The sequence below is a fragment of the Salmonella sp. A29-2 genome, assembly GCF_020150755.1.
GTDB lineage: Bacteria > Pseudomonadota > Gammaproteobacteria > Enterobacterales > Enterobacteriaceae > Salmonella > Salmonella enterica.
On sequence record NZ_CP083731.1, the window covers coordinates 3632236 to 3653945 of the forward strand.

Genomic DNA, 21710 nt, shown 5'->3' on the forward strand with positions numbered 1-21710 from the left:
TGTACAGCTCTTTCTTACCCATAAATTCATCAGAGCAAGAGAACGTATGCTTTTAATATCTTTGAATTTTACTTCTCGACACGCCTTTTAATTAATTCATTTAATTCCCTGTCATGGATAAAATCTATGCACTTCATGGTATTAAAATCTGATGATATCGAACCGTTATATTTCAACCCTGAATATTTTTTCGCAATCTCATCAATTTCATGGTAAATCTCCACAGATTGTTTACCATATTCAAGGTAAGCACTGGCCGTAGCTCTGGCATCGTTTTTAACGACATCATCTTTGTATACTAATGCCAGACAATGACTCAGCGCCCAATTTTTTAAGAGTTCCGACTGTGAATATTGTGTGGTCAATGCTTCTTGTGCAAAGGATGGCTGCCATACCAGCATTCCACTTATGCTGAAAGTAACTAATATTAACCATTTCACGGCAGTATCCACAGAGTCCCAACTTCAGGAACAAATGGTCCATTATCTGGGTCATTTAATAAGTGGCACTGATCTGAACAGATACTGCCATTCCATAATGTAACGTGTCCTCTGGCATTGCTCCAGCCATGCCCTTTTACTACGATAATTCCTTTCTTCCCTATAAAGTCACTCTGTTTCGGATTATTAACAATAAGATCAGGCTTGCCCATAGTATGAGTAAGATAATCAATCATATCATTCACGCGATAAATATAGAATTTATTATCGGCACCACTAACCTTTGCATACGGAGAGTTACGGGCTATTGGGAATCCTGTCGCATTCAAAACATAGCTCATTCGAATAGGGCAGGCATTTTGAAAATAACCACCAGTTATATTTTTCCCAACGTTTCCACCAATAATGCTACCCACATCAGCGACGGAATGATTCACCTTCCTAAAAGCTAACCACGCTTCATTGAATGAAGGTCTGTTCATTTTGCTTACCCTCTAAAAATTCTGTGTAGATCATTAATTCTCAACACGTATCTTCATGGACGCCGCTTTCTTCTGATTGTCAGAATTCACCTTGTAAAATGCTTTCACGCTCAAGCCAGGCCGCTGCGATTAGGGGTCAGGTAACGCATCGCTACTGCCGCATCCGGAAAGCAGGAGCAGTGCAAAAGGCATAGCTACCGCACATAACCACCGAGTGGGGTTACGCCATTCATTCACTGTAAATTCCTTTAAAATCAAAACAATAAATCCGGCCAGATATAAATCTGGCCGGAAAAACAACCGTTAAATTTCTTTGTTGGCCTTGAAGTCGTAGCCTGCGGTAATGGTGCCGCCGCTGCCGCCCTGCTGGTTCTGCACCACGTATTCCTGCTTCACGGTGCTGAAGGAGAGCTCCACCGTTTCACGGGAGGCGATTTCACCATCGTGGCTGCCGCTCGGGGAAACCACGGCGACAATCAGGTCGGTGAAGGTATACTTGAGGTACTCCAGCGGATTGCCGCCAGCCTTACGCATAACCAGAATGGCCTGCGGAATGTGCTTGCCGGAGGCGCAGTATTTGAACAGGTTCGGGCTGGCGCGGTCGATATAGTGATCAAAATCCAGGTTGGTGACGGAGACCTTACCGGAGCCGAGGCCGCTACCGGCGTGCATGGTGGATTCCTGATGGATATTCCAGCGCCAGCTCAGTACTTCAATTTCATTTTTGTGTTTGTCATCCATCGACTCACCGTCGATGCCGTCAATTTTCAGAAAAATGTCATAAGCCATTTTTATATCCTTATTAAGTTTTACTTAAAATAAACCTGATTTTATCTATATCTTTTTGTTTATAGATAAATCATTGCCGTACAGAATCCTTCTCCAATAACTTCAGGAGAACAGAAGACTGTATATTTTTTCGGTACCGATAATGTATTTAGTTATTTTATGAATTTGCATTATTTAATGCATATGAATAATGCTTCATAACTTCCGATAATAAAAACCATAACCTGTACTGAAATTTTCACGTCTCAAATCGCTAATTACAGATAAAAGATACAGACTGGTTTTCTGGCGATCCCTCAAAATTATGAGTCTTACAGCGAGTAGAAGAAGCAGGTATTGGTTGCGTCAACCATATCTGTTCATGACCATAAATACACGAAACCCAATAGCGATCGGTTTCTTTATCGCTAACACGTTCTGTTTCCCATACAGACCAATTTTCACCGTTTACTTTTTTAGTCTCTGGTTTGAGATCCATCAGGTTTTCAGGTTTACCCTGCGTTACCCCAATACTACTTAACCATAAACGCGACATATATCGAGGAGAAAGCTGCCACGGCGCTGGGACATCAGACTTCAGGCTCACAGCAGAAGACTGAGTATCAATAACAGCCGGACAACTGACTTCCCAGGCTACAGCATATTGTGAAAAGAGCAGAACAATACCAGGTAACAGATGAAAAGTTGGGCTTATGGTCATAATATGTATTTCCTACTCAATGATATAAAAAGCTTCGGCATTGTTACTGGCATTCGGATATGTGTCATCATTACGTACCCCACCTTTACGAGAAAGTGGGCGAGACGAAATTCTTTTCTTCATATCCCTCTTTATATTCTCTATCTTCTCTGTCTTCACTCGCTTAAACATTCATAAAATATATATCAGGCATTGCCCTGCTTCACTGACGGCAGTTTTGTCACCAGGCGCAGCGATCCCGTCAGCCCTTCAAGCTGGAAATGCGGACGCAGGAAGAATTTCGCGTCGTAATAACCTGGATTGCCTTCGACCTCTTCCACCACTACTTCAGCGGCAGCCAGCGGACGACGGGCTTTAGTTTCTTGCGAGGAGTTCACCGGATCGGCGTCGACATAATTCATAATCCATTCATTTAGCCAGCGCTGCATATCCTCACGCTCTTTAAAGGAACCGATTTTGTCGCGGACAATACATTTGAGGAAGTGTGCGAAGCGCGAGCAGGCGAACAGGTACGGCAGACGGGCGGACAGGTTGGCGTTGGCCGTCGCGTCCGGATCGTAGTATTCCTGTGGTTTTTGCAGCGACTGTGCGCCGATAAAGGCGGCATAGTCTGAGTTTTTACGGTGGATCAACGGGATAAAACCGTTTTTCGCCAGTTCAGCCTCGCGGCGGTCAGAGATGGCAATTTCGGTCGGGCATTTCATGTCCACGCCGCCATCGTCAGTCGGGAAGGTATGGCAGGGAAGATTTTCCACCGCACCGCCTGATTCCACACCGCGAATCAACGTACACCAGCCGTAGTGTTTGAAGGAACGGTTGATGTTTACGCCCATCGCGTAGGCCGCGTTGCTCCAGACGTATTTAGTATGGTCAGAACCATCCGCATCTTCTTCAAAATCAAACTCGTCCACCGGGTTGGTTTTTGCGCCATACGGCAGGCGGGCAAGAAAACGCGGCATCGTCAGGCCAATATAACGGGAGTCTTCGCTAGCCCGCAGCGAGTTCCACGGCGCATATTCCAGGTTCTGGGTGACGATTTTGGTCAGGTCGCGGGGATTCGCCAGCTCCTGCCAGGAGTCCATTTGCAGTACCGAGGGGGAAGCCCCGGCAATAAACGGCGCATGGGCCGACGCGGCGACTTTGGCGATAGAGCCAAGCAGATCCACATCGGGCGGTGTATGGTCGAAGTAGTAATCCGCAATGATACAGCCATAAGGTTCGCCGCCTAACTGGCCGTATTCGGCTTCATACAGTTTCTTGAACATCGGGCTTTGATCCCAGGCGATGCCCTTGTAACGCTTCATGTTGCGCCGCAATTCATCTTTTGACAGATTCATGAAGCGAATTTTCAGCTTTTCGTCGGTCTCGGTGTTGTAAACCAGATGCTCCATACCGCGCCACGAGGATTCCAGCTTCTGCCAGTCGGGATGTTGCAGGATCAGTTTGATCTGTTCGGTCAGTTTAAAGTCGATCTGCGCAATAATAGCGCTGATGCTTTTATAGGCGTCATCGCTGACGGTGATCGTGTTCGCCAGCGCCTGTTGAGCCAGCGTCTGCACCGCGGCTTCCACGGCTTTTGCCGCCTGGGTAGTCTTGGGTCGGAAGGCCTGATTCAGCAACGCATCAAATTCACCGGATGCGGAGACGGTATCCTGAGCAACCGCGTCGGTTGCCTGCATATTACTGTTTGCCATGAAAATTCCTTAAAAATTCGACATTATTCCGCTGATTCATTATCCGCTGACACACCTTGCTGGGTAGCGGCCGATTTCGGCGCATTCGCCAGCGTTTTCAGCAGAGTCGGGTCCTGCAACAGTTTATTGACCAGATTTTCCGCCCCGGCCTTGCCATCCATGTAGGTCTGGAGGTTCGCCAGTTGAGTGCGGGCTTCCAGTAACTGGTTCAGGGCGTCCACCTTGCGGGCAATCTGTGCCGGTGAAAAGTCGTCCATATTTTCCAGCGTGATATCGACCATCAACTGACCTTCACCCGTCAGCGTATTCGGCACAGCGAACGCCACGCGCGGCGCAATGGCTTTCATGCGCTCATTGAAGTTATCAATATCAATATCGAGGAATTTGCGATCCGTCACCGGCGGCAGTTCTTCACGCGGTTTCCCGGCCAGATCGGCCAGCACCGCCATCACGAACGGCAGCTCGATTTTTTTCTCAGAGCCGTAAATCTCTACGTCATATTCAATCTGCACGCGCGGCGCGCGGTTGCGCGCGATGAATTTCTGCGCGCTATTGTTGATAGCCATAATCCTTCATTTCCTTTTTAGTCAACTGGTTGCCGCCAAGGGGAGCGGTATACCGGTACAGTTTTTAAAATCGCACTACGGACACTTCGAACGGCCGGTTTCAGCAAACGATCTCAAAAACAATCTGCTCATCACCATTAACGCCGATATCAATCTGCCTGATAGCGGCTTTTTCCGTCATGGCCTGCAACCAGTAGCGCGACAGTCGTGGCAGAATGTGCTGTTCGATGTAGCCAATCAGCAACCGCGCGCCCGTTTCATGCATTGGACAGCACGCCACAATATGTGCGACCAGTTCCTCGCTATACGTCAGCGTCACGCCGTGCTGTTCACCCATCCGCGCCACCAGCCGGTCAAGGTGCAGACGGGCAATCACGCCACGCGACGTTTCGTCCAACGGCAGGTAAGGGATCACCGTCACGCGGCCCAGAAATGCCGCCGGGAAATGCTTGCGTAATTCCGGCATTAGCGCCTCTTTAAGCCCCGTAGCATCGGGCATTAAAGCCGGATCTTCACACATCTGGCTGATGAGGTCGGAACCCACGTTGGTGGTGAGTAATAGCGTGGTGTTTTTGAAATCGACATGTGTTCCCTCACCGTCCTCCATCCCGCCCTTGTCAAACACCTGATAGAAGAGTTCATGGACGTCATGGTGCGCTTTTTCGATCTCGTCGAGCAGCACTACGCTCCAGGGGTGGCGACGCACCGCTTCCGTCAGCACACCACCCTCGCCATAGCCCACATAGCCGGGGGGCGCGCCTTTCAGCGTGGAAACGGTGTGAGCCTCCTGGAACTCGCTCATATTGATGGTAATCAGGTTCTGCTCACCGCCGTAGATAGCCTCTGCCAGCGCCAGCGCGGTTTCGGTTTTACCGACACCGGACGGCCCGGCCAGCATAAACACGCCCACCGGTTTGCGTGGATCGCCCAGTCCCGCCCTGGCGGTCTGAATACGTTCACCAATCTGCGCCAGCGCGCCGTCTTGCCCGGTAACGCGTTGCGCCAGTCGGGCAGGAAGTTCCAGCACCTGGCTGGCCTCATCTTTCACCATGCGCCCAGCAGGAATACCGGTCCAGTCGGCGACAATCGCCGCGACCACCGCCGCGCTGACTTCCGGGAACACCACCGGCGCGTCACCCTGCCACTCCCTTAGCGCCGTTTCGGCCTGTTGCAGCGTGGTTTTGTCATCAGCATCTGACTCTGCGAGACGCAGTTCCTGCAACGTATGTACCAGTTCCAGCTCCCGCTGCCAGCGGGATTCGGATGCAGTCAGTTCATTGTTGAGCGAGAAAATTCGCGCCGTCAGCGCATCGCGCCGCTCATCTGACTGAATCCCCATTTTTTCCTGCTTCTGCAACAGCGACCGTTCCATTTCCGCCGCTTTTAGCTGCTGGCGCAGGAACTGTACGCTGGCAGGCGGCGTGTGCAGCGTCAGCGCCACGCGGGCCGCGGCGGTATCCAGCAGGCTGATGGCCTTATCCGGCAACTGCCGGGCGGGAATGTAGCGGTGAGAAAGCTGTACCGCCGCACGTACCGCCTCATCCAGAATCAGTACGTTGTGGTGTTTTTCCAGCGTATCCACCAGACCACGCACCATTTCCATTGCGGGGATCTCTTCCGGTTCGGCAATCTGCAACACCTGAAAACGCCGGGTCAGCGCCGGATCTTTCTCAATATGGCGCTTGTATTCGCTCCAGGTGGTGGCGCCGATAGTCCGCAGGGTGCCGCGCGCCAGCGCCGGTTTCAGCAGGTTAGCGGCATCGCCCGTGCCGGATGCGCCGCCCGCGCCCACCAGAGTGTGAACTTCATCGACAAACAGAATAACCGGCTGCGGCGAGCGCCCGGCCTCTTCCAGTAACCCTTTCAGACGCGATTCAAACTCGCCTTTCATGCTGGCTCCGGCCAACAGAGCGCCAACGTCCAGCGCCAGCAGCCGTACTTCCCGCAGCGCGGGCGGCACTTCCCCCTGCGCAATCGCGAGGGCAAAACCTTCGACGACCGCCGTCTTTCCGACGCCCGCCTCACCAGTCAGTAGTGGATTATTCTGGCGACGGCGCAGCAGAATATCCGTCATGGTGCGGATTTCATGCTCACGCCCCGTCACCGGGTCGATTTTGCCGTCGCGCGCCTGTGCCGTCATGTCCTGACAGTATTTCGCCAGCGCGGATTTACCGTCCTGCCCGCCGTTGGGAATCGCCTGACTGCTTTCACCGGGAATGGCTGATGCCAGGCCGGAGCCGTCGTAAGGGCGCTCCTGCGCTTCCGGCGATGTTTCGATCAACGAGGGCAGTATTTCAGTCAGTTCATCAACCGGAAGCGTGGCCAGCGGCGCGCAGATACTGCTCAGTACCCGACGCAGTTCTGGCGTGGTCAACAAGGCCAGCAGCAACCAGCCGCTGCGAATTTTGTTATCGCCGTAACGGACGCTCGCCAGCATCCAGGCCTTTTCAACGCTGAGATCGATATGGTGAGAAAAATCACTAATGGCGCTGGCCCCGGCGGGCAGCATATCCAGTTGCCGGAGTAACGCTTTCTCCACATCAGAAAGAGGGATCTGGTAATGCCGAAGAACGTGGAGAATATCGTTATCGGGCTGCTGTGTTAACTGGTGCAGCCAGTGAGTCAGCTCAACCCAGGGATTAGAGCGTAGTTTGCAAAATGCCGTTGCCGATTCCAGCGACCGGAATAGTGGGCCGGCCAGTTTTCCATACAACGCACTGCGTGAAACAGGAGTTTCCATGTGTTATGCCTTGTGACATAAAAATTCATAAAAATAATGCATCAATGCATATAAATATATAAACAATTCTTTATTGATAGCCTCGAAAAAATATCGAAACAAAACAATGATACAGATCAGGGACTAATTAGCAACTAAGCCGTTAATATTAAATAATCAATGAACAGCAAGATAAAAATCGCAATTGCAGAATTAAAAGAAATAATATTTCAAAAAGGACATCTATGCATACAACAATGCATTCACGACGAAAATAATAAAAAGGGTGTCATCAATAATGACTCCCTATGAATTTAGTTAAAATTATTTATGAATTAAAACTCCCTAAACGTTTCCTCCAGAAAAATAAATACATTTAAGGGACATAATGAAACAAGACATGTGGGAATTACGGAAAATACAGTCGCAGGGTATAACGGATAACGCACAGTATCCCGCAGGGACATACATCGTATTTACTGCCGCCGCCCCCTACATTCCGCTTTTTGAGCAACATGGGAAAGACGATATCGCGCTCAGTCTTGTTCGCCACGAAGAGGCGTGGTGGATTGTTAATCACTCGGATGAACTGTGCTGTGCCGTCAATGAGCAGGTGATGGAACCTCATCACCGTATGCGGCTGAATGATGGAGATACGATTGAATGGGGTCTGTCATCCTGGTGCCTTGCCCGCACCAATGATGAGTCCCGTCCCGATGTTTCGTTTCCTCAGTTGGTTCAGTCATCTGAATCCGTTGCTGAGTACCTGGATCTGGACTGGTTTAAACAACAACAGCTCAATCCGCAGAACCCGTTCGATATTATTCCCGTCCGGGAAACCGCATCCTCTTACACCGGCCATGAAGCGGATAGCACGCTACACCAGCTTTACCAGGAATATCAGCAGGCATTGCGGCCCTCCGGGCAGGAAAAGCCCCTCCGTGATAAACCGTTTCCCCGAAATGAAGACGCTGTCACCCAGGATTTGACGTCGTTATACGATAAAAAGGGCGACACCGACACGTTACAGGATATGGTGGCAGGCGCGCCCGGTATTGATGCCATTCTGGATATGCTGGACACGACCGGTGAGGGTGAAATGCACTGGCTGGCGATGGAATCAATGCCCGATATCCTGCAACTGCTCTCGCCGGAACAGGCGGGGAAAACCGCACATAGCGAGATACTGCCCGATCTGACCCGCCGCGAGCATCGTATTATTGGCATCGACAGCCACTACCGAATCACTCCGACACAGAAAAATGGAAATACCGCCCATGAAAAAAACTGACACGCTTCCTGCTACCCTGTCCGCGCTGCTACAGGAATACTCTATTGCGGAGGGGATTCAGATGGCGGAGCAGCAGGTTCGGGAAAATCCGGCGAAAGCGCTCTGCCGCCACAGCCTGTTTCAGTTGCTGTGTGTGGCCGGAGACTGGTCGCGGGCGCTACACCAGCTTCAGCTATGCGCCAGGATGGAGGCCAATTATACCCAGGAGGCCCGGCTGTACCGGGAGCTGGTTCGCTGCGAAATGTTCCGCCGCACCGTTTTTCAGGGTGAACAACGACCCGGTTTCCTTCTGCCGCAACCCGTTTGGGTGGAGTCACTGCTGGCGGCACTCGCCTGTCATGACGATACCGGTGAGGTTGATAAACACCGTAATACCGCACTGGAAGCCATAACAGACACGGGCGGGCAGTGGAACGGCGGCGCATTTGACTGGGCGAGCGACAGCGATTCCCGCCTTGGCCCGGTACTTGAGCTGGTCACCGGCGGCGTGTATATCTGGCTGCCGTTTTCGCAAATATGCTCGCTGGAATCGCCGCAACCGGCGCGCCTGACCGATCTGCTGTGGAAACCCGTTAATATCACCCTGGTGAATGGCGATACGCACGGCGCCTGGCTCTTTACCCGTTACAGCGGTTCGGAAAGTGCATCTGACGCCCTGCGTCTGTGCCGGGAAACCGCCTGGCAGGATGGCCCCGGCGAAACCACCGTGCGGGCGCTGGGGCAGAAAGTGTGGCTGACCAGCCACGGCGATATCAGCCTGCTGGACATGGCCCATTGTACCTTTCATGCTCAGGAAAACGATGGCGCATGAGCACGTCCCGTTTTACACCCGCTAACCATCTGCTGCCCACCCTATTTGATCGGCTGTGTGACAATGCCCCGTATCAGAAAATTGACCGGGATATCAGCGTCACGCCGGTACAACTGAAGGAGATCATTCGCCGGGATCTCTCCTTTTTGCTCAATACCATTAGCCACGAGGGTGACATCGACGCCAGGCGCTATCCGCAGGCGGCGGCGTCAGTGCTCAACTATGGCCTGCCGCCGCTGGCGGGCAGCTTTATGTATGAGCATAAGTGGGACGATATCAGCGAGGCGATCCGGCGCGCCATTATCCGTTTCGAACCCCGGCTGAACGCCGCCACACTCAGGGTCACGCCATTGCTCGATAAAACCCGGCAGGGTAGCTATAACACGCTACAGTTTGAAATTCGCGGACAAATTCTGACGCAGCCGTATCCCACGGAGTTTCTGGTACGCAGCGCGCTGGATATGGAGCTGAGCCGCATTACGTTCTTTTAATACAGGGCATTATTCATGGATCCACGGCTACTGGAGTATTACAACCGCGAACTGAGCTACCTGCGGGAGACCGGTGCTGAGTTCGCCACCCTCCATCCCAAAATTGCCGCCCGACTGGGGATGCAGGGAACCGATATTGCCGACCCGTATGTGGAACGCATGATCGAGGCGTTCAGCTTTCTGAGCGCCCGCACTCAGCTAAAAATTGACGCCGAGTTTCCCCGCTTCACACAGCGGTTACTGGAAGTCGTCAGCCCCAATTACGTCACCCCCACGCCATCAATGGCAGTGGTAAAGCTGTATCCCGATACGCAGGAAGGCGACCTGGCGAAAGGGGTCACCGTGCCGCGCGATACCGCGTTCGTTTCCCCTATCCCGGAAGGCGAAAATACCGCCTGCCAGTTTCGCAGCAGCCAGGACGTCACGCTGTGGCCGCTGTCCATCGAGGAGGTACGCCTGACCGCCGCGCCACCGGATATGCCCGCCCTGCACCGCTATCTGCCGCCTAATATTCATGTCGCCGGGGCATTGCGCATCACCCTGCGAACCTTCGGGGAACTGACTTTCAGCGAGCTGGCCGGTCCGGCACGGCTGCCCTTTTACCTCTGCGGCGAAGAACGCATTGCGTCACACCTGTTTGAGCTGCTGCATACCAGCGCCGTCGCCACACTGGCCGGTGAACCCGGTCACTTTGACGGCGAACTGAATGTGAATCTTCAACACCCGGTGGCGCACGAAGGGCTGGAGCCAGGGCAGGGGCTGCTACCGCTCGCCTGGAACGTGTTTCACGGCCATAATCTGCTGCATGAATTTTTCGCCTGTCCGGAACGGTTTTACTTCTTCACCCCGACCGGATTGTCTGCCGGGTTACAAAAGGTGCAGGGCAATGTGGCGGAAATTGTCATACTGCTTAACCGCCTGCCGCCGGACTGGCTGATTCATCAGACGGACGCTGCACAGTTCAGCCTGTTCTGTACGCCGGTGATCAACCTGTTTCCTCGCACCACCACCCGGATTGAAGTCACTCACAGCGTGACGGAACAGCATCTGGTAGTGGATCGTACCCGTCCGCTGGATTACGAGGTGTTTTCTGTTCAGGAAGTCGAAGGCCTGGAAGCGGAAACCACACGGAAGATGATTTTTCGTCCGCTGTATCACACCCGTAATAATGACGAAGGCAACCACGGGCGTTATTTTTCACTGCGTCGTGAGCCGCGCCGCTCGTCAGAAAACGCCCGCCGCTATGGCACCCGAACCCCCTATACCGGCTCGGAAGTCTTCCTGTCGCTGGTTGATCAGCATGAAGCGCCCTACCCGGAAAATCTGCGCCATATCACCGTCACGGCAATGGTGACTAACCGCGATCTGCCCTGCCTTATTCCACGTAATGGCCGGGATGATCTGACCGTAGATGCGGCGATTCCGGTGGCGGGCGTGGGTCTTATCAAACCGCCGCGCCCGCCGCAGCCGCCGCTGGCTGAACGCGAAATGGCCTGGCGGCTGATCCGGCAGTTGTCGTTTAATTATCTGCCGCTGGCCGATCTGGATCACCGCACCGGCGGCCAGGCGCTGCGCGATCTGCTGAATCTGTTTATCCCGGCTCACGACAGCCCGCAGTCGCGCCAGGTGCGCAGCCTGATTGGCTGCAAAACCACCCCGGTGACCCGCCGCCTGCCCGGCTCCGGCCTGTTGGTCTATGGCCGGGGCGTCAGTTGCGAACTGACCGTGGACGAAGAAGGATTTTCCGGTATCAGTCCTTACCTGTTCGGTCTGGTGCTGGAACACTATATTGCCCGCCATGTTTCCATTAATACCTTCTCGCAGATGACGCTGCACTCGATGCAACGCGGGCATGTCATGACCTGGCCGGTCAGAACCGGGCAACGGGGGAGCGTATGACCGGCGCTCTCGACCAGGCGCAGAAAACCCCCTGGCGTTACGGATTCCTGAACCTGATGCGGCGCGTGGATGCCCAGCTCTGTGATACTCCGGCAGGCAGTATCTGGCAGCCACGGATGGAAAAATTCCGTCTGGGACAGACGCCGACGATGACCTTTGCGCCACGGGAAATCGCCCAGGTCAGCTGGCAGGATGGACGCCTGCACCTGAGCCTGTACAGCCTCGGACTATGGGGGCCAAACGGCCCGTTGCCGCTGCACTATACCGAGCTGGCACTAAACCGCTCAGAGAGCCGTCACGATCCGACGCTGGTTCATTTTTCCAATATTTTTCACCACCGCTGGCTGACGCAGTTCTGGCAGGCATGGCGCAGCGCCCAGTCCGCTGGTGGCGGGCTGGACAAACCGGAACACGACCGTTTTGCGTTTTATATCGCCAGTCTCAGCGGGCAGGATCTACGGGAAAGCGCCGAAAGCCCGCTGTCAGATCATGTTCGCCTGGCGGCCTCCGCCCATCTGGTACGCGAATCGCGCAATCCTGACGGGCTGGCCGCCACGCTGGCGCACTATTTCAGCGTGCCTTTTGCGGTGAAAGAGTTCGCCCTGCACTGGATAACGGTGGCGAACGATGAAATCACCCGTCTGGGCACGCCCGCGCAGTCTTCGGTGCTGGGCAACGGGGCGCTTATCGGCCAGGCCGTACCGGATATGCAGTACAAATTCCGGCTAATTATCGGCCCGCTTACGCTGGAGGATTATCTGCGTTTTCTGCCCGGCGGCAACAATCTGCCCGTGCTGACAGAACTGGTGCGTACGTTCATCGGTTTTGAATATTGCTGGGAAATTGAGCTGCAGTTGAAGCCCCATGCCGCACCGCCTGCGGTGATCGGCGGCGCGCAGCGGCTTGGCTGGACGGCCTGGGCAGGTAAAGCCATGCATGACCGTCCGGTGACCGGCATGATTTTTGAACCTGAACACGGCTTAACCCACTGAGAGTAATGATATGGATATGTCCCTGACTAAACCGGTAAGCGCGGAACAACCCTGCGGCCCCGATCCGGAGTACGATCCGGAGTACCTGCTGCTGTTCAGCCGCGCCGCCCCCCAGGCGGAGGCGCAATATGGTGATTTTGTCAGTACGCCGGAAGCCGTGAACTGGCCGGAAATTGAGCGTGATGCGCGCCGTCTGCTCACGCGCAGTAAGGATATCCGGGTGTTGATCCTGCTGCTGCGCAGTCGCATCCAGCAGGCTGGCGCACAGGGACTGGCGGAAATGCTCACACAACTGGCAGAACTGAGCGTAATCTGGTCTGATGCACTCCATCCACAGCTGCTTACCGGCGAAGGCGCATTCGCAGAATCTATTGAAGATGCGGCGCTGGCGCGCAGTAATGCCCTGGCGGCGCTGCTGGATCACGAAGGCGTGATGGCAGACATTCGCGGTATCACGCTGTCAAACAGTGCCGCCCTGCGCCTGCAGGTACGGGATGTGGAGCGAGCGTTATCCGCCCCTCGCCCGGCTGATGCGCTGGCCCCCGAATCCGTCCGCCAGCAACTGGCCGACCTCGAAGCCCGTGGGGCATTACCGCTGGCAGCGTTTCGCGAAGCGCAGGAAAGCGCAGAACGCCTGCAAGTGTGGGCGCGTGAGACATTAGGCGATCTGGCTCCAGATTTTTCACGCCTGCGGCAGTTGTTAGCGCTGCTGCCTGACGTGGTACAGACAACCACACCGGAAATCCCTCCTTCGCCAGCGCCAGTGCCAGCTCCCGCAGGCACGGTTATGGATAATGCCGTTCCGGCACGGGCAGAGGATGTGCCGCCTGTCAACGCGCCACCCGGTATATCCCTCCCACACAATGCTGAACCGGGGCCAATTCGCGATCGTAATGATGCGCTGGAGCGCCTGCGGTGCATTCGTCGCTGGTTTGAGAGCAGTGAACCCAGTAGCCCGACCATCCCACTGTTACGCCAGGCTGAAAGACTGGTGGGAAAACGGTTCTCGGAGGTGATCAATGAGATCCCGGTGGAGTTGCTGGAGAAGTGGGATGCCCTGGAATGATGATGCGCATGTCTGGCGGTTCTCCGTGATTATCTGAGTGACATCAACATTACGCAGTCTGCTTCTGCGCTGAACATGTCCCGATCCCGGTTAAGCACCGCCATGAGGCCGCGCCTTAAATGCCAGTGGGATCAAAATAGCCATGACAGTGAAAGAAGTGGCGGTAATATCCTGTTCGTCATCCAGGCGTAGGCCCATTTGCGTTAGATTCCACGATAGGCGGTGGCACTGCTGAAGACGAAAAAAAACCGTATCCCTTTTACAGTGATACGGTTTTTTTTACTTCACAGGATGTATAAAAACACCCTGAGATTTGTATCTGGCGGAACGGACGGGACTCGAACCCGCGACCCCCTGCGTGACAGGCAGGTATTCTAACCAACTGAACTACCGCTCCGTGATGTTCCCGCTGGGAACGAGGCGAATATTACGGTTTGCGGTGTCGCCCGTCAACGCTTTTTCTCACCTTTTGAATCAGTTGCTGCAAAAATCGCCCGAAGGATGATTTTTATAGCCTAAAAAGGAATAAATTACGCCCGCCAAAGGCAACTTCCGCCCTTTTTCTGCACCAGATCAAGCCGCGATTCATGCGCAGCCAGCTCTTCCTCAGAGGCAAAAACGACCCGTAACCGGCTGGCCTGGCGAACGATTCGCTGAATGGTCGCCTCACCTTGCTGCCGTTGCGTCTCTCCTTCCATCGCAAACGTCATGGACGTTTGTCCGCCCGTCATCGCCAGATACACTTCGGCAAGGATCTGGGCATCGAGCAATGCGCCGTGCAAAGTACGTTTGCTATTATCTATCTCATAACGCGAACACAGCGCATCAAGGCTGTTACGCTTGCCGGGGAACATTTTCCGCGCCAACGCCAGGCTGTCGGTAACTTTGCAGAAAGTATTGGTTTTAGGAATATCGCGTTTAAGCAGACCAAACTCATAATCCATAAAGCCAATATCGAACGATGCGTTATGGATGACCAGCTCCGCGCCGCGGATATAATCGAGAAACTCATCGACCACATCAGCAAAAACCGGCTTATCCAGCAGAAACTCATCGGCGATGCCGTGTACGCCAAAAGCCTCCGGATCCACCAGCCGATCCGGCTTCAGGTAAACGTGGAAGTTATTACCGGTCAGACGACGGTTTATCACCTCAACCGCACCGATCTCAATAATCTTGTGACCTTCATAGTGCGCGCCTATCTGGTTCATACCGGTGGTTTCGGTATCGAGGACAATCTGTCGTGTAATTGCAGTGCTCATATCGGTCATTTATGTCAGACTTGCGTTTTGTTATCGATTTCAATTACAGGAAGTCTACCAGAGATGCTTAAACAGGTAGAAATTTTCACCGATGGCTCTTGCCTGGGGAATCCAGGGCCTGGTGGTTATGGCGCTATCTTACGCTATCGCGGTCATGAAAAAACGTTTAGTGAAGGTTACACGCTGACCACCAATAACCGTATGGAACTGATGGCGGCGATCGTCGCGCTTGAAGCGTTAAAAGAACATTGCGAAGTGACATTGAGCACCGACAGCCAATATGTGCGGCAAGGAATTACCCAATGGATTCATAACTGGAAGAAACGCGGCTGGAAAACAGCGGAAAAGAAACCCGTAAAAAATGTCGATCTGTGGAAACGTCTCGATGCTGCGTTAGGTCAGCATCAGATCAAATGGGTATGGGTCAAAGGCCATGCAGGCCATCCCGAAAACGAGCGTTGTGATGAACTGGCGCGCGCCGCGGCAATGAATCCCACGCAGGAAGATAGTGGCTACCAGGCGGAAGCTTAGCCATCCGGTTTGCGATATTGCCGGGTGGCGCCAACGGTCTGGCGGATAGGGGTTTTACTTTTATTATGTCGCAGCGGATTAAGCGTAAGCGGAATGGTCCGCTTACGGGCCACAATAAGCTGTAAACAGCCCAGCGCCGGGATATGCGTATTTAAAAGCCGCCCTCCCTGCTTTTTCCAGGGTAAGACATGAAAACGGCTATAATGTAGCACTTCAAAATTGAGTAAAGACAGCCAGTCCAGTTGCCGCATAAGGGTAAACATCCGACTATTATAGGGCGGTGTTTTACGTAAAACGGGTACCAGTTTACGTAACCCCATCAAACTCAGCGGGTTAAATCCACTGATGACCAGCCAACCGTCATCAATCAATACGCGGTCGGCTTCCCGCAATAAACGGTGCGGATCGGTACACCACGGCAAAGTATGCGCCAGCAGACAAACATCGACGGATTTATCTGCAAAAGGAAGGTGTAGCGAATCGGCCAGAACTTGCATCGGCGACCCCTGCGATGAAACATTCACCTGATGGGATACCGCGCACGCTTCGGAATTGATTTCTGCGCTTAAATTACCGATTTTAAGCAAATGGAAACCATACATTTTTGCAAACCACGGATTTAGCTGCTGTTCCAGCGCCTCACGGTAGTAATTGCCCCAGGGCAACTCACCCCAACATCCGGGCGCAACGACAGTTTGAGAGAGCCTTGCCGGTTTCATCGCAACCTTCCGCTAATTATTTGAGAGGTAATATATGAATCTTAACAGTATTCCCGCGTTTCAGGACAATTACATCTGGGTGCTGACCAATGATGAAGGCCGCTGTGTGATTGTTGATCCCGGCGAAGCGGCCCCCGTCTTAAAGGCCATTGCTGAACATAAGTGGATGCCGGAGGCGATTTTTCTGACGCATCACCATCACGATCATGTTGGCGGAGTCAAAGAGCTGTTGCAACACTTCCCGCAAATGACGGTTTATGGACCGGCGGAAACACAAGACAAGGGAGCAACCCATCTTGTTGGCGATGGCGATACTATTCGCGTTTTAGGCGAGAAATTTACTCTTTTTGCCACGCCGGGCCACACGTTAGGACACGTCTGTTACTTTAGCCATCCTTACTTATTCTGCGGCGACACGCTGTTCTCTGGCGGCTGTGGTCGACTGTTTGAAGGCACGCCATCACAGATGTATCAGTCACTTATGAAAATTAATTCTCTGCCTGACGACACGCTCATTTGCTGCGCTCACGAATACACTTTAGCTAACATTAAGTTCGCATTGAGCATACTTCCGCACGATTCGTTCATAAATGAATATTATCGTAAAGTTAAAGAGTTACGTGTAAAAAAACAAATGTCATTACCCGTTATTCTTAAAAATGAGCGTAAGATTAATCTTTTTTTAAGAACTGAAGATATTGATTTAATTAACGAAATAAACAAAGAAACAATATTGCAACAACCAGAAGCGCGTTTTGCATGGTTAAGGTCAAAGAAAGACACGTTCTGATAATTCTTACTTGTCATTCGCTAACTTCGCCGTTATGATCGGTCGTCTTTTAAGCAACTATTGACACACACATGAAGGCAAAAGCGATATTACTCGCCTCTGTCCTGCTTGTGGGGTGCCAGACGTCTCAGAACACTGGCAACGTCCAACAGCACGCACAGAGCCTTTCTGCAGCTGGTCAAGGGGAAGCAGGAAAGTTTACGAGTCAGGCACGATGGATGGACGACGGAACGTCTATCGCGCCAGATCAGGACTTGTGGGCTTTCATTGGCGACGAGCTAAAGATGGGAATTCCGGAAAACAGCCGGATTCGCGAACAGAAACAGAAGTATTTACGCAATAAGAGCTATCTCCACGATGTAACTTTACGGGCAGAGCCGTATATGTACTGGATAGCGGGGCAGGTTAAGAAACGTAACATGCCTATGGAGCTGGTACTACTACCCATAGTGGAGAGCGCTTTTGATCCTCACGCAACGTCTGGCGCCAATGCCGCAGGCATCTGGCAGATCATACCGAGCACAGGGCGCAATTATGGTTTAAAGCAGACCCGTAATTATGACGCGCGTCGCGATGTTGTAGCCTCTACGACCGCCGCGTTAGACATGATGCAGCGTCTGAACAAAATGTTTGACGGCGACTGGCTGTTAACCGTTGCAGCGTATAACAGCGGCGAAGGCCGTGTTATGCGGGCAATTAAAGCAAACAAAGCGCGTGGAAAACCGACGGATTTCTGGTCGCTTTCTTTGCCCAGAGAAACAAAACTCTACGTACCTAAGATGCTGGCATTGAGTGAAATTCTCAAAAACAGCAAACGCTACGGCGTACGTCTGCCAACAACAGATGAAAGCCGAGCGCTGGCACGAGTTCGTTTAAACAGTCCAGTTGAAATGGCCCAGGTTGCGGATATGGCGGGCATGTCTATCAGCAAGCTGAAGACGTTTAATGCCGGTGTAAAAGGGTCTACCTTAGGCGTAAGCGGTCCGCAATATGTTATGGTGCCCAAAAAGCATGCCAAGCAGTTGCGTGAGTCGCTGGCTTCCGGTGAGATTGACGCCGTTCAGTCCCAACTGATCGCCGACAATACGCCGTTGAATAGCCGTAGCTATAAGGTGCGCTCTGGCGATACGCTTTCCGGTATTGCTTCGCGGCTTGGCGTAAGCACGAAGGACTTGCAGCAGTGGAACAACCTGCGTGGTTCACGCCTGAAAATCGGGCAAAGCCTGACCGTAGGCGCTGGCAGCAGCGCGCAACGACTGGCAAACAATAGCGATAGCATTACCTATCGTGTCCGTAAAGGCGATTCGCTTTCCAGTATCGCCAGACGTCACGGGGTGAATATCAAAGATGTGATGCGCTGGAACCATGATACGGATAATCTACAACCGGGCGATCAGCTTACGTTGTTTGTGAAGGACAATAGCACGCCAGACTCCTGATATTGTCCGACGAAAAAGCCAAAAGGCGCCGCTTCCCCCGGCGCCTTTTAAATTGCTATACCGCTTTATGCGCTTCCAGCATGATAGTATCGCTGCTAAACGAACCGTCATCCTGCAACTCAAAATAACGCTTCACCTCTACCGGGGCACTCGCCTGATATAATCGAATCGCCTCAACCAACGGCGCTGGCGTACGCATCCGCGTTACCCATGAGCGAAATTCCAGCGATAAACGATCGGTTATCACGGTATTCGTTACCAGCATCGCGTTATTGACCATCGCCAGCCATTCACCACTGGAATAGTTACGGACATGCGACGTGTCGCGTAACGCCTCCACCGTTTGCAGCCAGATATCGCGTACAGGATGTCCAGGCGACATGACATCCATGATAATCAGCACGCCGCCGGGTTTTAATACACGATAAACCTCACGCAATGCCTGACCAACGTCGTGCCAGTGATGCGCGGAATAGCGGCTAATCACCACCTCAAACGATGCATCTTCAAAGGGCAGTTTTTCGGCATAGCCTTGGCGGAGAGTAATATTACTTAAATGTCTTTCTTCCGCCGCTCCAGCGACAACCTCAAGCATGCTGGCGGATAAATCGTATGCCACGACCGAGTTGGCATGTTGCGCAGCGACAAAACTCGCGTGTCCAGCTCCACATCCCATATCCAGTACGTTCGCGTGGGAAAAATCAGACAGCCTTTGCGCCAGCCGCGCTAAGTCACGACCCGATGCGTGAACGGCGCTATGTAAATAGGCGTTCGCCTGTGAACCAAACTGCTTTTCAACATTGTCATGATGGGAATGCGTTGTCATGGTAGTGCCCTTCTGTTATGAGAAAAATAGAGGGCAGCACCCGAAGAGGCCTGCCCCACGGCAGACCTGACGCACCTTTATTGCTCAGGTTTGCCGGGACTGAATTCAACGAGTAGCGGATTGTGATCGGAAGCGCGCGTCACCAGTACGGAGGCTTCATTCACGTTTAAACCACGATAAAAAACAAAATCCAGCGGTCGTCCAAACGCACGACGGCGCTGATCGTCAGTGAAACGCACCTGGCGCAGCGACATCTCACGTGCAAAGCGGTACAACGCATTCATACGTGGGCGGCTCCAGGCATTAAAATCCCCCGCCATAATGACAGGGCCGCTATGGTGCGCAATCTGGTCGCCGATCGGAAGTAACTGCTTACTGTATACGTCCACGCCCAGACTAAAATTTACCGCATGAACATTTACTACCATTAATAAACGGGTATCCGGCAACGGATATACCGTCACCAGGGCTGATTTCGCCAAACGTAAAATTGGTTCTCTTTCCCGTAAAGGGCAGCAGTAAACAGGATGGGCGGCAGAAAGCGTCATGACGCCAGACGGATGCTGAGGTAATACAAAAGCGGGAACCTGATCGGCGGCAAGATAGTTAGCGGTGGCAAACTGTACCAGTTCAGGCGTCGTCTGTGCCTCCTGCAACAGGACCAGATGCGCATCTTTGCCGTAGTTCTTCAGCACCGATAACCATTCGGCTCGCTGCTGCTTGAATATATTCCACACGAGGATACGGATCCGCTCTTCACTGCTTAGCGGTTCCCCGGCGGGCAATGCCTGGCCGATGCTCGCAAACGACCCTGGCGGCAAAATCCGCTCGGCGGGCTGTCCGGCAACATAGCGCATCGCATAGGTGTTTTTTCGCACTTTTGACTTTCAAACCTCTGTAACGTCAACCAGTCCTCAACCGGACTGGTTCTTCTGTTATAGGGATTTTAGCACTCACTTTCAACGAACAATTGCAGTTTGTTTTGTAAGTAGGCGCTTACATCAATAATTTACTCCAGAGCAATGCGTACAGGTTTATCAAGACGTCCGCTGACACCCATCAGCAGGAAAGCCACCAGAACAATGAGGGCGCCAATCCACGGCGTCTGCGCCAAACCGTAATGCGCCACCGTTTGCCCGCCAATCACGGAGCCCAGCGCAATACCAATGTTAAACGCCGCAATGTTCAGACCTGACGCCACATCAACGGCATTGGGCGTAAATTGTTCCGCTTTCTGTACCACGTAGACCTGCAACCCCGGTACGTTACCGAAGGCAAAGATCCCCATCACCAGAATGGTAGCCAGCGCGGCATACTGCGTGGAGGCCGTCACCTGGAAGACCATCAGCAGAACAAACAGCGCGGCGAAAATGAATTTCAGCGCCGGCACGGCACCATGCTTATCCGCCAGTTTACCGCCCCAGATATTGCCGATAGCCACAGATACGCCATACCCCAGTAGGATCCAGCTTACCGCTGCCGGGGAGAATCCCGCCAGATCCTGCATCATCGGCGCCAGAAAGGTGAATGCCGTGAATACCCCGCCGTAGCCCAGCGCCGTAACAGCGTAAATCAGCAACAGACGAGGATGAGTCAGTACTTTCACCTGGTCACGAATGCTGGCGGCCGCCCGACCGGGGATATTGGCCGGGATCAGCAATTGACTACTCATCAGCGCAATCACGCCTAACAGTGATACCGCAAGGAAGGTCTCACGCCAGCCAAAATGCTGACCGATAAATGTGCCCAGCGGAACGCCCGTGACCAACGCGACCGTTAAACCACCAAACATAATAGCGATCGCAGAAGCCGCTTTCTCTTTTGGCACCAGACTTGTCGCGATGGTAGAGCCAATCGAGAAGAACACGCCGTGCGCCAGGCCCGTCAGCAAACGGGCAGCGATTAATGTCATATAGCCCGGCGCCTGCCATGCCAGCAAATTCCCCACCGTAAACAAGACCATCAGCGCAACCAGTAACTGCTTACGCGGCAGGCGTCCGGTCAGAGCGGTCAGCACCGGCGCGCCAATAGCCACCCCCAGCGCATAGATTGAAACCAGCATTCCGGCGGAAGGTAACGAGACAGCCAGTTGTTGTGCAATGGTCGGCACCAGGCCGACAATCACAAACTCAGTCGTACCGATAGCGAAGGCACTTATTGTCAGTGCAAATAAAGCGAGAGGCATACATAACTCCATAACAAC

The 21710-nt window shown here is 53.0% G+C and carries 22 protein-coding genes, 1 tRNA gene and 1 pseudogene; 9 read left to right on the forward strand and 15 right to left on the reverse strand.

Annotation, left to right across the window (positions count from 1 at the left end; all coding sequences use genetic code 11):
• Positions 1–68 precede the first annotated feature (68 nt).
• The 9 genes and pseudogenes from K8W53_RS17725 to tssH all read right to left on the reverse strand — a co-directional run bounded on the left by K8W53_RS17725 (position 69) and on the right by tssH (position 7411).
• A complete protein-coding gene (locus K8W53_RS17725; protein WP_000379146.1) occupies positions 69–452 on the reverse strand; it encodes a type VI secretion system amidase immunity protein Tai4 in 384 nt (127 codons plus the stop codon).
• A complete protein-coding gene (locus K8W53_RS17730) occupies positions 437–922 on the reverse strand; it encodes a type VI secretion system amidase effector protein Tae4 (protein ID WP_001081550.1) in 486 nt (161 codons plus the stop codon). The genes K8W53_RS17725 and K8W53_RS17730 overlap by 16 nt, the downstream gene beginning before the upstream one ends.
• A gap of 42 nt (positions 923–964) precedes the next feature.
• Positions 965–1159 (reverse strand): annotated as a pseudogene (locus K8W53_RS17735) (type VI secretion system lipoprotein TssJ); the annotation flags it as partial.
• A gap of 66 nt (positions 1160–1225) precedes the next feature.
• Positions 1226–1711, reverse strand: coding sequence for an Hcp family type VI secretion system effector (locus tag K8W53_RS17740; RefSeq protein WP_000312802.1), 486 nt, complete (start codon positions 1709–1711; stop codon positions 1226–1228).
• Positions 1712–1964: 253 nt separating this feature from the next.
• Entirely contained in the window at positions 1965–2411 is a 447-nt protein-coding gene (locus K8W53_RS17745; RefSeq protein WP_024147897.1) for an STY0301 family protein, read from the reverse strand.
• A 12-nt stretch (positions 2412–2423) separates the two neighbouring features.
• Positions 2424–2582 carry a BPSL0067 family protein gene (locus K8W53_RS17750; RefSeq protein ID WP_223228256.1) on the reverse strand — a complete coding sequence of 53 codons (159 nt, stop codon included), beginning with the start codon at positions 2580–2582 and terminating at the stop codon, positions 2424–2426.
• Positions 2583–2596: 14 nt separating this feature from the next.
• Positions 2597–4105 (reverse strand): type VI secretion system contractile sheath large subunit, encoded by a 1509-nt coding sequence (tssC, locus tag K8W53_RS17755; protein WP_000013884.1) that lies wholly within the window; start codon positions 4103–4105, stop codon positions 2597–2599.
• A 23-nt stretch (positions 4106–4128) separates the two neighbouring features.
• A complete protein-coding gene (gene tssB / locus K8W53_RS17760; RefSeq protein WP_000996818.1) occupies positions 4129–4671 on the reverse strand; it encodes a type VI secretion system contractile sheath small subunit in 543 nt (180 codons plus the stop codon).
• Positions 4672–4771: 100 nt separating this feature from the next.
• Positions 4772–7411: a type VI secretion system ATPase TssH gene (gene tssH, locus K8W53_RS17765; RefSeq protein ID WP_023223892.1), complete on the reverse strand. Its 2640-nt coding sequence runs from the start codon at positions 7409–7411 to the stop codon at positions 4772–4774.
• 367 nt (positions 7412–7778) lie between these two features.
• On the opposite strand from tssH, the gene tagK reads away from it, so the two are divergent.
• Genes tagK through K8W53_RS17795 form a run of 6 tightly spaced genes read left to right on the forward strand, consistent with a single transcriptional unit; the run spans position 7779 to position 13940 of the window.
• Positions 7779–8681: a type VI secretion system-associated protein TagK gene (gene tagK, locus K8W53_RS17770; RefSeq protein ID WP_023223891.1), complete on the forward strand. Its 903-nt coding sequence runs from the start codon at positions 7779–7781 to the stop codon at positions 8679–8681.
• Complete coding sequence (locus K8W53_RS17775) at positions 8668–9492, forward strand: type VI secretion system accessory protein TagJ (protein ID WP_023223890.1); 825 nt, start codon at positions 8668–8670, stop codon at positions 9490–9492. The genes tagK and K8W53_RS17775 overlap by 14 nt, the downstream gene beginning before the upstream one ends.
• Entirely contained in the window at positions 9489–9983 is a 495-nt protein-coding gene (gene tssE / locus K8W53_RS17780) for a type VI secretion system baseplate subunit TssE (RefSeq protein ID WP_000108007.1), read from the forward strand. Before K8W53_RS17775 ends, tssE begins: the two co-directional genes overlap by 4 nt.
• 15 nt (positions 9984–9998) lie before the next feature.
• The gene (gene tssF / locus K8W53_RS17785) at positions 9999–11882 is read left to right on the forward strand and encodes a type VI secretion system baseplate subunit TssF (RefSeq protein ID WP_000371506.1); all 1884 of its coding nucleotides are present in this window, start codon (positions 9999–10001) and stop codon (positions 11880–11882) included.
• Positions 11879–12874: a type VI secretion system baseplate subunit TssG gene (tssG, locus tag K8W53_RS17790; RefSeq protein WP_000145239.1), complete on the forward strand. Its 996-nt coding sequence runs from the start codon at positions 11879–11881 to the stop codon at positions 12872–12874. The genes tssF and tssG overlap by 4 nt, the downstream gene beginning before the upstream one ends.
• Before the next feature lie 10 nt (positions 12875–12884).
• Positions 12885–13940 (forward strand): ImpA family type VI secretion system protein, encoded by a 1056-nt coding sequence (locus tag K8W53_RS17795; RefSeq protein WP_023223889.1) that lies wholly within the window; start codon positions 12885–12887, stop codon positions 13938–13940.
• Positions 13941–14260: 320 nt separating this feature from the next.
• Here the strand turns inward: K8W53_RS17795 and K8W53_RS17800 are convergent.
• A tRNA-Asp gene (locus tag K8W53_RS17800) sits at positions 14261–14337 on the reverse strand.
• 133 nt (positions 14338–14470) lie between these two features.
• Positions 14471–15202, reverse strand: a complete 732-nt coding sequence (dnaQ, locus tag K8W53_RS17805; RefSeq protein ID WP_001670675.1) for a DNA polymerase III subunit epsilon — start codon at positions 15200–15202, stop codon at positions 14471–14473.
• Positions 15203–15265: 63 nt separating this feature from the next.
• On the opposite strand from dnaQ, the gene rnhA reads away from it, so the two are divergent.
• Entirely contained in the window at positions 15266–15733 is a 468-nt protein-coding gene (rnhA, locus tag K8W53_RS17810; RefSeq protein WP_000917872.1) for a ribonuclease HI, read from the forward strand.
• Here rnhA and K8W53_RS17815 read toward each other — a convergent pair.
• A complete protein-coding gene (locus K8W53_RS17815) occupies positions 15730–16452 on the reverse strand; it encodes a class I SAM-dependent methyltransferase (protein WP_023223888.1) in 723 nt (240 codons plus the stop codon). The genes rnhA and K8W53_RS17815 overlap by 4 nt on opposite strands.
• 34 nt (positions 16453–16486) lie before the next feature.
• On the opposite strand from K8W53_RS17815, the gene gloB reads away from it, so the two are divergent.
• Together gloB and mltD are read left to right on the forward strand one after the other, a co-directional pair.
• Positions 16487–17242, forward strand: a complete 756-nt coding sequence (gloB, locus tag K8W53_RS17820; RefSeq protein ID WP_023223887.1) for a hydroxyacylglutathione hydrolase — start codon at positions 16487–16489, stop codon at positions 17240–17242.
• Between the two features lie 71 nt (positions 17243–17313).
• Positions 17314–18681, forward strand: a complete 1368-nt coding sequence (gene mltD / locus K8W53_RS17825) for a murein transglycosylase D (RefSeq protein ID WP_023223886.1) — start codon at positions 17314–17316, stop codon at positions 18679–18681.
• Between the two features lie 55 nt (positions 18682–18736).
• Here the strand turns inward: mltD and K8W53_RS17830 are convergent, their stop codons facing one another.
• From K8W53_RS17830 to K8W53_RS17840, 3 genes are all read right to left on the reverse strand, one after another.
• Positions 18737–19507, reverse strand: a complete 771-nt coding sequence (locus K8W53_RS17830; protein WP_000207236.1) for a class I SAM-dependent methyltransferase — start codon at positions 19505–19507, stop codon at positions 18737–18739.
• A gap of 77 nt (positions 19508–19584) precedes the next feature.
• Positions 19585–20385: an endonuclease/exonuclease/phosphatase family protein gene (locus K8W53_RS17835; protein ID WP_001230970.1), complete on the reverse strand. Its 801-nt coding sequence runs from the start codon at positions 20383–20385 to the stop codon at positions 19585–19587.
• Between the two features lie 131 nt (positions 20386–20516).
• Positions 20517–21692 (reverse strand): MFS transporter, encoded by a 1176-nt coding sequence (locus K8W53_RS17840; RefSeq protein ID WP_001127551.1) that lies wholly within the window; start codon positions 21690–21692, stop codon positions 20517–20519.
• Positions 21693–21710: the final 18 nt, after the last annotated feature.